Source organism: Scytonema hofmannii PCC 7110 (assembly GCF_000346485.2).
In the GTDB taxonomy this organism is placed as follows: Bacteria; Cyanobacteriota; Cyanobacteriia; order Cyanobacteriales; family Nostocaceae; genus Scytonema; species Scytonema hofmannii.
Genome location: NZ_KQ976354.1, coordinates 11,385,098 through 11,398,981, shown reverse-complemented (window position 1 = coordinate 11,398,981; position 13,884 = coordinate 11,385,098). Strand labels below are relative to the sequence as shown.

Genomic DNA, 13,884 nt, shown 5'->3' with positions numbered 1-13,884 from the left:
GGAGTCTCAACAAAGACAGTTTGGTAAGTAAGGATGTATGAAAAAGAGGCTTGGGTCGAGAAGTGGCGTTGAAGATCCAAGCCTCTCAAACAGCGAGGAAACTATGCCAAGTATTGACATATTACCTATGTAAATTTTTGAGAACCAGACTTAGCGAAACTGCGTGCGAGCCTTACCTTTTGACCAACATTTATCTTTTATTATGAATTATTTTGCAATGTGCTGCTTTATGACAAAACCAAAATTCATCAAAGCATGACAATGAACTGAAGCCCTCCATCACACACCTTGTTCTTGCGATCGCATGACTGAAAATCTTGTCTTTATACAGGTGTAACAGGCTATCCACTGCACAACAAATTGATAGATTTATTGGGTAGTGGGAATTGCCGTGTTCTTGTCTATTCTAAACTAACAGTACAAAATCTGAGAAGAGAGTCTCAATGATGATTTCATACTGCCATAGCTTCTGTATTAATTAGAGATATCAAAATACTTGTCAATATAAAATTTTATTTTTTTTAATAAAAAACTTTAGATGAGGTATCCATGATGTCTTTTAAATAAATTTTTATTATGATATTTCTAAAAAAACAGAGCTAGATTTTTTGAAAAAATCATTAAGAATGATGACAGATGTAGTCACGGGTTTGATATCAGGTGATGTTAACTTAATAGGAGATTTCTTGTTACTTTCACTAGGAATTTTTTTATCTCTTGTTGGTGGTGCTATTGGTGGAATGCTGTTAGCAGGCAAAGAGTTTGGTTATCAATTTTCTGCTACAATTGGCAGCTTGTTAGGTCCTGCGGGTGTGATTCCTGGTGTCATTGTAGGGCTAGTTATACTGAAGATTTTACTGACTTGACAAATTAGTAATTATTTAGTCACTGGTCACTGGTTACTGTTAATAGGAGACATTATGTTTCAGATTGCGTGGTTTTCTGCTAAATTATTTTTCAAAGGGAAGTTATTTCGCGACCCCGTTTATTTTATCAAACAAATAGCGATCGCGACTATCATAGGTTCGTTAGTATTAGTCTCACTAGCACTAGTGAAACTACCGTTATTACTAGCAGTTGCAGCCTCTAGCTTACTGACAGGTATAATGATGCCCTTCCTCTTAAAAGACTTCAAAATGCAGTAAATTTGATTGTTAGCGATTAGTTAACCGTTAACAATTAAGAGGATATTTGGGGGCATATCCCCAATGTATAAATTACCCTCAGAATAGAATTCTGGGGCTATACAAACAAAGTCCGCCTGCGCGGACTAAAGAAAAATAAAGGTTTGAAACCCACGCAGGTGGGTTTTGCTTGTATAGTCGTGATTTCCAATCGCCAGAAAAAGTATACATGACTCAAGAAACACTTGAAGAACTAGTTAAAGAAATCAGCCGATTTGAAGCAATTATTACTGAATGGGATGAAACCCACAGAGGTGTAGTTGCAGGTTTAAAACGAGCAATTGAAGCTTTACATAAAGAAGCATTGACACGTTTAATTAAAAGTGTTAAGCAAGAATCCATGCCAGCCCTACGCAATGCTGTTCAAGACGAAGTCGTGTATGGAGTCTTGCTGTATCACGAACTCATTAAACCCCCTGCACCATCCCTATCACAACGCATTCAAGAAGCTCTCGAGCAAGTCCGTCCTGGGTTAAAAAGCCATGATGGAGATGTCCAGCTTGTAGCTATTAAACTACCAGATACGGTAGAAGTAAAATTAATAGGAGCTTGCAGTCATTGTCCGGTTTCCAATCTAACGTTATCTCAAAGCATTGAACAAGCAATTAAAACCTATTGTCCTGAAATTACCCAAGTTATTGCAGTTTATTAATCGCTTAGATCCTGCTTAGATCCCCGACTTCTTGAAGAAGTCGGGGATCTGTCCAAACTTACCCATCAAAACTGATATAGTTAAGTACTAAGCTGTGCGAAAACGTGCCAGTTCTTCACCCGTTTTCGCGTCGTGGGCGTGAACGGTACAAACCAGACAAGAGTCAAACGATCGCGCCACATGACCAACTTCTACTGGATCGGTTGAGTCCAATATAGGTGTTCCAACTAAAGCTTCCTCAATAGGTCCGCGTATCCCTTCAGTATCGCGGGGTCCTATATTCCAGGTACTGGGAGCTATAATTTGGTAGTTCTTAATCTTACCACCTTCAATTTGTACCCAGTGACACAAAGCTCCTCGTGCGGCTTCTGTTGCTCCCCAACCCTGTCCGTCTTTTTCTTTAGGTTTGATATACCAGGAGTCGTTTAATCGGAACTCACGCAGACAGTGTTCTGCTTGTCGATACAACTTGACCATTTCGTGAACTCGTGCAAGTTGACGTAAATGGATACTTGCACCTCCCAACTGCTTAAACACATTTAGGATAAATCCGTCATAATGCTGCCAAGATTCGCCGTGTTTGCCACCTGCTACTAACTGACGTGCAAGCGGTCCTGCTTCTAACCGTCCGTATTCTTGATGACGTACTGCTGTTGACCAGGAATATTTCCCTTGAAAATCTTTGATGTTGTTTTTAATGGGTTTGGTTGTGCGCTGAAAAGGATGAATGTCTTCTGTTAATTCGTCATACCAAGAGTGAGTTGTATTTTCTCTGACAAAAGCATGATTCATTGAGGTGTGAGTGTCACTCAAACTGTCATACACTCCACTTTTCATAATCAGGGCTGCATTTCGTCCCTCTATTGTGGGTTTTTGGTATTTTGTTTCGTGGGGTAAGTATCCCCAACTGATATATCGACCTACACCTGCACCATATTTATTCAAACCAATATCTAAACCCATGCGCCAGTAAAAACCTAAGTCAGAATTGGCATGATTGTGACTCTCTTCTAACCACATCATGAAGTCTTCATAGGTTTTGATTTCTTCATAACGTTCTAAAGAACAACCCAACCACACTGGTTCTAACCAATTGGTGCGAAAATATTCCAGAATTGACCAAGCACGGGTAATGTCCGTTAAAGTAGGGGCGCACATCACCCCACCAGGAACCATGTAGCTAGAATGAGGCCATTGACCTCCAAAAAGGGCGTAAATTTCTACTGGTTTGCTAGAAATTGTGATGCCAAGTTCGTAAGATTTACCAGTAAAGGCTGCAAAGCGTCTGCAGGCTTCTTCATAAAAAGAACTTTGCTGATACTTTTTGTTGGTCAAGTCAATTGCAAACAAACCATAAAAGTAGCGGGGAATACTTTGAATGGTTTCAACGATTTGACCCAAATTCCTTGCCAAAATCGCATTGCGCGGAACTTCTGTTCCCCATGCTGTATCCAAAGCCCAAGCAGCACTAGTTAAGTGGGAAGCACCGCAGATACCGCAAACGCGAGGTGTGACAATTAATCCGGCTTGAGGGTCTTTTCCCCGCAGAATAACTTCAAATCCGCGAAAAAGTTCGGCATGAGTCCAAGCGTTGACCACATACCCATCTTCTATATCTACCCGAACATCTAAATCGCCCTCGACTCTCCCAACAGGCGATATATCTAATGTTTGAATTGTCATTTGTCAAAAGTCCTTTGTCACTGGTCACTGGTCACTGATTATTCCCTAAATTGTAAAAAAATCATCTTCTGCCCATGCTGGCATAGTGTCTTTGGAAACAAGTGTGAGTAGGGCGTAGTCTTTCTTGTTTACTCCTGTCGGTAAGTCTTTAGGAACTCCCATCACGGTTTGTGTCTTAAATACTGTTCCTGGCTTGAGGTCGTAGAATGGGAATTCTGGTTCAGTACAACCTAAACATGGCATTCCCGCACGGGTTTTGGAGGAGACTCGATTCCATAAAATACGGTTGCACGAAGAGTGGGTCATAGGTCCGCGACATCCTAAGTCGTAAAACAAGCATCCTTTTCGTTGACCAAATTCTGTGGTTGATGCTTTGTAAGCAAAGTGGATATTGCGGGTGCAGCCTGTTTGGGTATAAGTGTTGAAGAAGGTTTGAGGACGATGCAGTTCGTCTAGAACTATATCACCAATTCGATTTGTGGCGATCGCAACTAATATTTGAGTTATCCAATCAGGATGGGCTGGACATCCGGGAATATTAATGACAGGTAATCCCGATTTTGCTCGGAAGTCTTTACCTAAAAATCCTCCTTCTTGACGTTTGAGAAATTGCAATCCTGTAGATTCGCTGGGATTGGGTGCCATTGCGGGTATTCCTCCCCAACAGGCGCAGTCTCCCACTGCTACAACATACTTGGCAACTTGTGATAAGTCGTTTAACCAGTCTTTCATGGGGCGCGAGGCAAAACGGTTCCACTCCCCAGTGCCATCAGGTGCATTAATCACTGTGCCTTCAAAAACGAGAATGTCTATGGAAATTTTTCCCAAAAGACATTGCCACAGCATTGTTTGCAAGTTTGTACCTAGTTCTACACCTAGAGATGGATGCCAAAGTATGTTAATACCAAAGTCAGTGATGAGGTCGCAGACTGTAGGTTCTTCAGCATTGAGAAATGACATAGTGTTGCCCGAACAAGCACCACCTTGCAGCCATAATAAGTTGGTCATTTGCTATCTTTTCTCTAGTAAAAAAGTATAAAGGATGAAGTATAAAGGATCGAACATTCAGAGGATGTTGGGAAAGTTTTGGGCAAATAGAATTCACTACTATACAAACAAAGTCCGCCTATACGGACTAATGGAAATTCAAGTTTTAAACCCACACAGGTGGGTTTTGCTTGTATAGCCGCGAATTCTATTCGCTAGGGCAGTCAGATTTATCCTTTATTTCATATCATGTCATGTATTTTTTGATTCTACTGTTTATTATTTACATAAAATTTTATATTTTTTAGCTAAAAATATATTCAAAATAAAACCAAAAAGTTATAAAATAACATCTTCTTTTGCTGTTTCAAGCTAATATGTGAGCAATTGCATCATTATATTCACCTCAATGTATGGGTACGGCCTTTTCGTACCCATACTGAGCTTTTTCTAAAAATTAACTCTTTTGAGCTTAATTTAGTGATTTTTTTCCATATCTATGTCAATTATAATCTAATGAAATTTTGTTTAGTAGGGTGGGCAATGTCCACCACAAGCCTTAGATGTTGGGCTTTAGCCCTACCTCCGTAGGTTTTAAATATCAAATAATGTCGTATAAAATCAAATGAATTTTGATCGTAAGCTGTTGAGTAAAGTTTTTCTCTGACAACATATTATGATTTAATAAATTCTCTACAAACCATCAAAATATTATAAAAAATCCAAAAAATAGATTATAATAAATATTAATAAAATACTTATATCTTTTTAGGGATAAAGTGTTTTATATTGGAAGAAAATAACTCTTCATCGCCGAACTTTTGAGGAAACTCAGGCGACTCATCCTAGAAGAGACTCTCTATTTTAAGGGATTCAATTGCGTAAAGCCTCAAGAAACACATTTACAATTCGGTGTTGAGGAAATAGTGTTTCTTTTATGTGTCACAAATATGTTGTGTCCTTGGGGTAAATTTTCATCTTATGGAAACACCATATCTTTTACCTGTTAAACGTGGAATGGTCAAGATAGGAATCCATAAGAAATTTATGAATTTGTGAGGTGTGAGGTAGGTAAAGATATCTACAAATTTGCTCTAGCAAAGTAACACACTGTTACACATTTTACTTGTGAACAGTCAAATTTTGACTTTTGACTTTTGAATTATTTATGACCCCTAGCATCACAGATTCAGCCGTAAAGGCAGCAATGGATGTCATTGCCTCGTCTCCAGCAACGACACAAGAAAAAATTCAAATGTTAATTGAAATGGCGCAGGGCTTTCAAAAAAAGCCGAAAGCTGCCCAAGATTTGTGGAATGCTCTGTCATTATACAACCAGGCACATGATTTATGTGCTGACGAGCATTTGCTGTGGAAAGCTAGAGCAAAAGCAGGAATGGCAAGTACTTTAAAGGCGATTCCTGATATTGGAGCGCAATTGCTGTTAGAAGCAAAAGAACAATTAGAAGAGGCGATCCCAATTTTGCAACAGCTTGCTTTACCAGAGGAAGTGGCAGAAGCCCAAATGAATTTAGGGTTGGTGTTACAGTCGCTCGTACCTTTTAACTTAGCACGGACAACTGACAGCATCCAAGCTTACCACAAGGCATTGCAAGTATTTACTTGTCAGGAGTACCCGCAAGAATATGCGATTTTACACAATAATATTGCGATCGCATACCTATCCATGCCCGTTACATCAGAACGGCAATACTTACATCAAGGCTTAGCTGTACAAACCTTTGAGGAAGCATTAAAGCATATTCGACTGATAGATCATCCTAGAGAATATGCAATGTTACACAACAATCTCGGTAATGCTTTGCAATATTTACCAAGCACTCATCCAATAGACAATATTTTACGAGCTATAGCTGCCTATGATGAAGCATTAAAAGTCCGCGATCGTAAAGACACGCCTCTTGAATATGCTAATACAATTTCTAATAAAGCCAACGCTCTATTAAATTTACCAGATGACTTAGATAAACCAGAATTGAGGAATCCTCAAAATCTTGCCAAAGCGAATGCCTACTATGAAGAAGCTTTGGAAATTTTCACCCAATACGGGCAGATAGAACAAGCGAGATTAATAAATGAGCTAAGGGTTAGTGGATAGTGGTTAGTTGTTAGTGGTAGAACTATTAACAACCAACAACTAATAACTAACAACTAACAACTAACAACTAACAAAAAAATGGCAAATTTCTTAACCAATCCTTCAGTCACAGAACTCTTCACCAGTTTAATAGCTGATGACTTAAATCTAACGACTGGATTTGTTTGGTTTTTAGTAGCAACAGTCATATCCATGCTGGGTGGTGCTATAGGAGGAATGCTGTTAGCCGGACGCGATATTGGGTATGAGTTTTCTGCTCTACTTGGTGGATTATTTGGTCCGGCTGGTGTGATTCCTGGAGTTGTTCTGGCACTCATAGTCATAGATTTGTTGAGGAGTTTTTAGGAGGATCTATGTTAGAGATAGGCTGGTTTACAGCCCGGTTATTTTTTCAAGGGAAACTACTGCGAGACCCTATGTATTTTGTACAGCAAACTTCATTCGGTATTGGTATCAGTGCGCTCATGTTGTTTTTATTTGCACAAGCAAACGTGAGTCTTTGGATGTCAGTTCCGATATCGAGTTTTATGGCTGGCTTAATTATGCCGTTTCTTCTTAAAGACCTCAAGTTGAAGTAAGTTGTCATACTGGCAAGTCAACAGATGGGCAACTTGTCAGAATAGATTTGACGAAGTTTAAACTCCGCACTTTAAAGGGTTTTAGTGATAGCACCAACAAGCACACAAAAAGAGACAGAAATTGCCAACAGCTTACTCCTTTCGCCTCAAGGTGCTCAAGTCATTTTGGGAAAAAGTCTGGAACCAGGACAATTAGCAATGCCTGTCGCACCTAGCAGCCAAGAAATGTTTGGTCCTCGTGGTGCCTGTTTGATATCGGAAACAGGACCTTTGTGGGTATCGGATACAGGACATCATCGTTTGTTGGGATGGCGTAACAGACCAACCGAAGATGGTCAAAAAGCAGATTGGGTCATTGGACAACCAGATTTTTACCATGAGGGACAAAATGCGAAAGGCGAAGTTGGAAGAGCTACTCTGAGTGTTCCAACTGGTATTTGTGCTTGTGGGGAAGGATTGGCGGTAGCAGATGCTTGGAACCACCGGGTTTTAATTTGGAAAAAATTACCAGAGGATAACAATGTTCCAGCAGATGTTGTGTTAGGTCAAGCTTGCTTTACCGAAAATCAACCAAATCGGGGAAATCAAGTAGCTGCAGCCCATACCTTGAACTGGTGTTATGGAGTTTTTTACCATCAAGGAAGGTTGTTTGTAACTGATACCGGAAATCGACGAGTTTTAATTTGGTATCAAATACCCGAAGAAAATGGTCAGCCTGCCGATCTAGTATTAGGACAACCAGATATGATGTCTCGCAATGAAAATGGTGGTGGTTCTCCTTCTGCATCCAGTATGCGTTGGTGCCACGATATCACCTTTTGGGGAGACAATTTGATTGTTACAGATGCAGGTAACAATCGGGTGATGATTTGGCAGGAAATGCCAACAGAAAACAATGCTCCTTGTACAGTCGTGTTAGGGCAAAAAACTTTTGATTCAGTGGAAATGAATCAAGGAGTTTATTTTCCTAGCGCTCATAGTCTGAGTATGCCGTATGGTGTGGCTTCTGTAGGGAAGTGGTTGTTAGTGGCAGATACTGCTAATTCTCGGTTATTGGGATGGAAACAGCCTCAATCAATGATGGCTTTGCAAGGAGTGAGGAGTGATGCGATCGCCGGACAATTGGATTTTCACAGTAAAGGTGAAAATCGCGATTACGGATTGCCAACGCGAGACAGCCTAACTTGGTGTTATGGAGTCAAAGTATGTGGCAATACAGCGGTCATCGCCGACTCAGGAAACAACCGAATTCTGTTATGGCACTTCGACTATGAATTTTGAAGAAATTAGAATTTGCGGTACTGTGCAAGGAGTTGGGTTTCGACCTACAGTGTATCGCCTTGCCAAAGCTTGTGGTTTACATGGCGATGTTTGTAATGATGGTCAAGGAGTCTTGATTCGGGTATCTGGGAAACAAGAATCAATAGATGAATTTGTCCACAAATTACAGAAAGAATGCCCACCATTAGCAAAGATTAATATATTAACGCGCCAGCGTTATCAAGGCGAATTTCAATTCGATGACTTTGTAATTTCTGTCAGTGTGAGTGACAGGGTGAAAACTGAAATTGCCCCTGATGCTGCCACTTGTCCGCAATGCAAAGCAGAAACCCTCGATCCCTTCAGCCGTTGGTATCGCTATCCCTTCACAAACTGCACTCATTGCGGTCCCCGCTTGAGTATTATTCGTGCCATTCCTTATGACCGTAGCAATACAAGCATGGATGTTTTTGCCATGTGTCCGGATTGTTCTCGCGAATATAAGGATGTCAATAATCGCCGCTTTCACGCTCAACCCGTAGCCTGTCATGTCTGCGGTCCTAACGCTTGGTTAGAACGTTCTGATGGTAAACCAATAACAAGTTCTATGTTTTCTATGCTAGACGATATTGATTCTGTTTGTACCTTACTGCAAAAAGGTGAGATTGTCGCCATTAAGGGTCTAGGAGGATTTCACCTAGCTTGCGATGCTTCCAATGAAACTGCAGTGCAAAAACTGCGTCAGCGCAAAGGACGCGAAAGCAAGCCTTTTGCTTTGATGGCAAGAGATATGGCTGTCATTGAAGAATACTGTACTCCTAGTACTGAGGAAAGAGAATTACTTGAAAGCCCTGCAGCACCTATTGTATTGCTTGAAGCTTCATCAGGTGATGAGGGTGAAAGAGGAAGTGGAAGAATCACTAAAATGGAAAGCTGGACAGCGAAAAAAAAACTTACACTCCAAGCCGCATAGCACCCTCTGTAGCACTTGGGCAAAAAACCCTTGGCTTTATGCTTCCTTATACCCCGCTTCACCATCTCATTCTTAAGCGGATGAATCGTCCGATTGTCTTGACTAGTGGCAATTTTTCTGATGAACCACAGTGTATTGATAATGATGAAGCCCGTGAGAAGTTGGGGAAAATTGCTGATTATTTTCTCTTCCACAATCGGCAAATTGTTAACCGGATTGATGATTCAGTCGTGAGGGTTGTAGGGGATAAAGTGCAAATTGTTCGTCGTGCTAGGGGCTATGCGCCAGCACCTATCCATTTACCACCTGGTTTTCATAGTGTCCCACAGATTTTGGCAATGGGCAGTGAGTTGAAAAATACCTTTTGTCTATTGCAAGATACAAAAGCGATCGTATCCCAGCATTTGGGAGATATAGAAAATGCAGTTGCTTTCCGTGCTTATCAGGATATTCTGAATTTATACTTGAATTTATTTGAGTATAAACCAGACGCAATCGCTGTCGATCTTCATCCTGAGTACTTATCTACAAAACTTGGCAAAGAACTGGCGTCAGTTCATGAGTACGGGTACAACACAACTGTACCCTTACTTTACATTCAGCATCACCACGCGCATATTGCTGCTTGTATGGTAGAGAACGGTGTACCGATGAATTCTCCCCCTGTTTTAGGTGTCGCCTTCGATGGATTGGGTTACGGCGAAGATGGCACACTCTGGGGGGGAGAATTTCTTTTAGCAGATTACCGTAAATTTAAAAGATTAGCAACATTTAAACCAGTTTTCATGCTTGGTGGAAAACAAGCCATCAAAGAACCTTGGCGTAATACCTACACTCAATTAATATCTAGCTTTTCGTGGGAAGAATTACAAGAAAAATACGGAAATTTAGAAATTATTAAATTTCTAGAACAAAAGCCTTTAAAGCTTCTGAATCAAGTTATAGGAAAACAAATTAATTCTCCTCTTACCTCATCCGTTGGTCGTTTATTTGATGCAGTTGCTGCTGCTATTGGTATTTGCCAAGAAAGATGCAGTTATGAAGGACAAGCAGCGATTGAAATGGAAGCTGTATGCGATCGCACTCTTTTAAAGAATTCTGCCAAAACATTTGGTTATTCTTTCACAATTCAACTTATAGATAAACTCTATAATATAAATCCCTATCCAATGTGGCAAGCTTTGTTGGATGATTTGCAACAACAGGTTCCTCAATCAGTTATTGCAGCTAAATTTCATCTAGGCTTAGCCAATACCATTGTAGAAACCGTAAATTTACTTTGTCAAGAAAATTTGATTGATTGTGTTGCACTCAGTGGAGGAGTTTTTCAAAATCGTATTTTGTTAGAACAAGTCAGCACAAAATTAAAAGCCTTAAATATCAAAGTTCTGACTCATAGTTTAGTTCCAACCAATGATGGAGGATTATCATTAGGACAAGCGGCGATCGCAGCTGCTTCTTTACAAAACACGTAGGTTGGGTTGAGGAACGAAACCCAACATTTATAAATATTTGTTAGGTTTCTACCAAAATTCTCAGCCCTTGTAGTATTGCACCCTAACCTACAAAAAAAGGAAAACAAAATGTGTTTGGGAATCCCCGGTCAAATTACAGAAATAACAGATATTGAGAAAAAATTAGCTGTTGTTAATATTGGTGGTGTAAAGCGCCAAGTTAATATTGCTTGTATTGTTGACGCACAGCATCCAGTTGAATCTTGTGTTGGAGATTGGGTACTCGTTCACGTTGGCTTTGCCATGAGTAGAGTTAACGAACAAGAAGCAGCCGAAACAATTCAACTCTTAGAAGAACTTGCAAATTTTGTTTAACCTCTAACCCCTATGAAATACGTTGACGAATTTCGAGAACCGAAAAAAGCTTTATCTCTACTCAAAGAAATTGAAAAATTATCGCGAAAGCTAAAAAAGCCTATCAAGATTATGGAAATCTGTGGCGGGCATACTCATTCTATTTTTAAATATGGTATTGAGGACATCTTACCTGAGACTATTGAATTAATTCACGGTCCCGGTTGTCCTGTTTGCGTAATGCCAAAGGGAAGGCTAGATGATGCTATTGCTATAAGTCAAAATCCCAATGTTATTTTAGCAACCTTTGGGGACACAATGCGAGTTCCCGGTTCAAAACTGAGTCTGTTACAAGCCAAAGCACAAGGCGCGGATATCCGCATGGTTTATTCGCCATTAGACAGCTTGCAAATTGCGAGGGAAAACCCCAATAAAGAGATTGTTTTTTTTGCTTTAGGCTTTGAAACAACTGCCCCCAGTACAGCTTTAACTCTCTTGCAAGCAGCAACTGAAGAAATTAATAACTTTAGTATGTTTTGCAATCACGTCCTTGTGATTCCTGCTCTTAGCGCATTATTAGATAATCCAGATTTACAACTTGATGGTTTTATCGGTCCGGGTCATGTCAGTATGGTTATTGGTACTGACCCTTATCAGTTTATTTGTCAAGAGTATGATCAACCGATTGTTATTTCCGGATTTGAACCGTTAGACATTTTTCAATCAGTTTGGATGCTGTTGCGACAAATATTAGAAAATCGTTGTGAAGTAGAAAATCAATATAATCGATTGGTAGAAAAAACAGGGAATCATGTAGCGATCGCAGCGATGAACAAAGTTTTTGAAGTGCGAGAAAATTTTGAGTGGCGTGGGTTAGGGGATATACCTTATTCTGGCTTAAAAATTCGTTCTGACTATGCTAAATTTGATGCAGAATTAAAATTTTCTGTCCCCAATCTTAAAGTTGCTGACCATAAAGCTTGTCAGTGTGGAGAAATCCTTAAAGGAGTTTTAAAACCTTGGCAATGTAAAGTATTTGGTACCGCTTGCACTCCAGAAACACCTATCGGGACTTGTATGGTGTCTTCAGAAGGTGCTTGTGCGGCGTATTATCAGTATAGTCGCTTTTCAAAGATGCCTGGGAAAGTATAAAGGATAAAGAATGAAAACATTTATCTTTTATACAAACCAAAATTTATCTTCCCAATGTTTTGTGTCTGTATGATACCTTTGTAGATGACCTACATTAGTAGTTGCAATTATTACTGTTGTCCCTTCATTCTGAGACATAATTATTGCTGTTGCACTTAGGATGACATCTCCGTCAAGTGCTTCTTCTCCTGCGGTTTGCTGACCTGTACTGCGTGCCCATCCCCATAATCCTGCGGCTTTGAGCATTATTTCTGTTGTTATGGGCGCATATCTTATATTCTCAAGACTTTTAAGTTTATCTAATCTTTCTATGCTTTTTTCTAATTTCTGATGAATTAATTCTCTACGAACTTCATAATCTGTTATTTCAGGAATATAAACTATAGAACAGCTTAATATCTTTCTGAACCATTGTTGGCATCTAATCACTCTTTCTTTCTTACTAGTACCATGTATTATCCAACCAAGTGGTCCAGAATCTAAAAGAACAAGGTTTTTATTCATGAGAAAATAGTTCGCCCACCCCGCTTTATTCTTTCTTCATCAATTCCTTTTTCAAATATTTCTAGTGATTTTGTCACTTCATCTTCACTATATGTTTTCTCCCAATCTTCAAAAAGCTCATCTACAGTTTTCAATTTAATATTAAATTTTCTATTATCATTATTGATTTCCCATAAAATAGCTCTTGCCACAATCCCAATTTGAATGGCATAATCTGGGATTATTGTTTTTTGAAATTCATAGCTAGGCTTCCAGTTATTAACTGTTTCTGAAGCTAAATTTTCTAGAATTTCTTTAACAATCTTAAACAAACTAAGTGATTCTACTGGAAATCTAGATTCTACTAAATGAAGTAGTTCTAGTAAAGCTATATTTAAATTTTCTAGCCATCTACTTTCGTTTTGTACTTTAGCTTGAATCGCAAGTAAAGGTAAAAACAAAATGAATTCTGATTCTATTTTTTTGAGGCTTGTCTCTACCTTTTCAAGAGTCTGGTTAACTTCATATGACAATTTGTATCTTAATCTAGTTTTAGCATTGTCAACGTGATTTTGTAAGATATTTATTAACTTTATTTTTTTCAGTAAATCTTCTACTTCTTCGCTCTTCATCTGACTAATTCTTGTTAAAGAATCAATCATTTCTTCTTGAGGAATATCAGCACAGCAACCAGAGTGGAATATAGTCTCAAGTCCTTTGGTTACTTCTGCTATTTCCTTATGTGTATCGGAGTGACTTTTGGTGATGTAATTTCTGACTTGAATAGGATCTTCTGCTAATAGAGACATGGTATCCTCCTATTAATATTTTACTGGCATTTTGAGAATTTTTTTGAAGACTAAAAACTAGCGTAGAGTAGATTCCGAGTACAGATGATACTAACGCTTACTAGTTTACACTATTTACATTAAACAAGCATTTTCACTAGTAAGGAATCCAAACTAAATAAATGAAATTTTTTGTGGAATGGGCATCTTGCCCGTC

13 protein-coding genes and 1 pseudogene are annotated in these 13,884 nt (G+C 39.2%); 10 read left to right on the top strand and 4 right to left on the bottom strand.

Annotation, left to right across the window (positions count from 1 at the left end; translation table 11 throughout):
• Nucleotides 1-629 precede the first annotated feature (629 nt).
• From WA1_RS47975 to WA1_RS47965, 3 genes are all read left to right on the top strand, one after another.
• Nucleotides 630-866, top strand: coding sequence for an asr0689 family protein (locus WA1_RS47975; RefSeq protein ID WP_017747423.1), 237 nt, complete (start codon nucleotides 630-632; stop codon nucleotides 864-866).
• 54 nt (nucleotides 867-920) lie between these two features.
• Complete coding sequence (locus WA1_RS47970; protein ID WP_017747424.1) at nucleotides 921-1,145, top strand: hypothetical protein; 225 nt, start codon at nucleotides 921-923, stop codon at nucleotides 1,143-1,145.
• A gap of 208 nt (nucleotides 1,146-1,353) precedes the next feature.
• The gene (locus WA1_RS47965) at nucleotides 1,354-1,836 is read left to right on the top strand and encodes a NifU family protein (RefSeq protein ID WP_017747425.1); all 483 of its coding nucleotides are present in this window, start codon (nucleotides 1,354-1,356) and stop codon (nucleotides 1,834-1,836) included.
• 87 nt (nucleotides 1,837-1,923) lie between these two features.
• Here the strand turns inward: WA1_RS47965 and WA1_RS47960 are convergent, their stop codons facing one another.
• Together WA1_RS47960 and WA1_RS47955 are read right to left on the bottom strand one after the other, a co-directional pair.
• Nucleotides 1,924-3,519 (bottom strand): nickel-dependent hydrogenase large subunit, encoded by a 1,596-nt coding sequence (locus WA1_RS47960; protein WP_017747426.1) that lies wholly within the window; start codon nucleotides 3,517-3,519, stop codon nucleotides 1,924-1,926.
• Nucleotides 3,520-3,564: 45 nt separating this feature from the next.
• Entirely contained in the window at nucleotides 3,565-4,527 is a 963-nt protein-coding gene (locus WA1_RS47955) for a hydrogenase small subunit (RefSeq protein ID WP_017747427.1), read from the bottom strand.
• Between the two features lie 1,147 nt (nucleotides 4,528-5,674).
• On the opposite strand from WA1_RS47955, the gene WA1_RS47950 reads away from it, so the two are divergent.
• From WA1_RS47950 to hypD, 7 genes and pseudogenes are all read left to right on the top strand, one after another.
• Complete coding sequence (locus tag WA1_RS47950) at nucleotides 5,675-6,625, top strand: tetratricopeptide repeat protein (protein ID WP_017747428.1); 951 nt, start codon at nucleotides 5,675-5,677, stop codon at nucleotides 6,623-6,625.
• A gap of 78 nt (nucleotides 6,626-6,703) precedes the next feature.
• Nucleotides 6,704-6,970 (top strand): asr0689 family protein, encoded by a 267-nt coding sequence (locus tag WA1_RS47945; RefSeq protein WP_017747429.1) that lies wholly within the window; start codon nucleotides 6,704-6,706, stop codon nucleotides 6,968-6,970.
• Between the two features lie 8 nt (nucleotides 6,971-6,978).
• Nucleotides 6,979-7,203 (top strand): hypothetical protein, encoded by a 225-nt coding sequence (locus WA1_RS47940; protein WP_017747430.1) that lies wholly within the window; start codon nucleotides 6,979-6,981, stop codon nucleotides 7,201-7,203.
• Between the two features lie 84 nt (nucleotides 7,204-7,287).
• Nucleotides 7,288-8,484 carry an NHL repeat-containing protein gene (locus tag WA1_RS47935; RefSeq protein ID WP_017747431.1) on the top strand — a complete coding sequence of 399 codons (1,197 nt, stop codon included), beginning with the start codon at nucleotides 7,288-7,290 and terminating at the stop codon, nucleotides 8,482-8,484.
• Nucleotides 8,474-10,911: pseudogene (locus WA1_RS62035) on the top strand (carbamoyltransferase HypF). The gene WA1_RS47935 and the pseudogene WA1_RS62035 overlap by 11 nt, the downstream one beginning before the upstream one ends.
• A 108-nt stretch (nucleotides 10,912-11,019) precedes the next feature.
• Entirely contained in the window at nucleotides 11,020-11,265 is a 246-nt protein-coding gene (locus WA1_RS47925; RefSeq protein WP_017747432.1) for a HypC/HybG/HupF family hydrogenase formation chaperone, read from the top strand.
• A 12-nt stretch (nucleotides 11,266-11,277) separates the two neighbouring features.
• Entirely contained in the window at nucleotides 11,278-12,396 is a 1,119-nt protein-coding gene (gene hypD, locus WA1_RS47920; RefSeq protein WP_017747433.1) for a hydrogenase formation protein HypD, read from the top strand.
• 27 nt (nucleotides 12,397-12,423) lie between these two features.
• Here hypD and WA1_RS47915 read toward each other — a convergent pair whose 3' ends face one another.
• A complete protein-coding gene (locus WA1_RS47915; RefSeq protein WP_017747434.1) occupies nucleotides 12,424-12,900 on the bottom strand; it encodes a PIN domain-containing protein in 477 nt (158 codons plus the stop codon).
• On the bottom strand, nucleotides 12,897-13,688 hold the full coding sequence (locus WA1_RS47910; RefSeq protein WP_017747435.1) for a hypothetical protein: 792 nt from the start codon (nucleotides 13,686-13,688) through the stop codon (nucleotides 12,897-12,899). The genes WA1_RS47915 and WA1_RS47910 overlap by 4 nt, the downstream gene beginning before the upstream one ends.
• Between the last annotated feature and the right edge of the window lie 196 nt (nucleotides 13,689-13,884).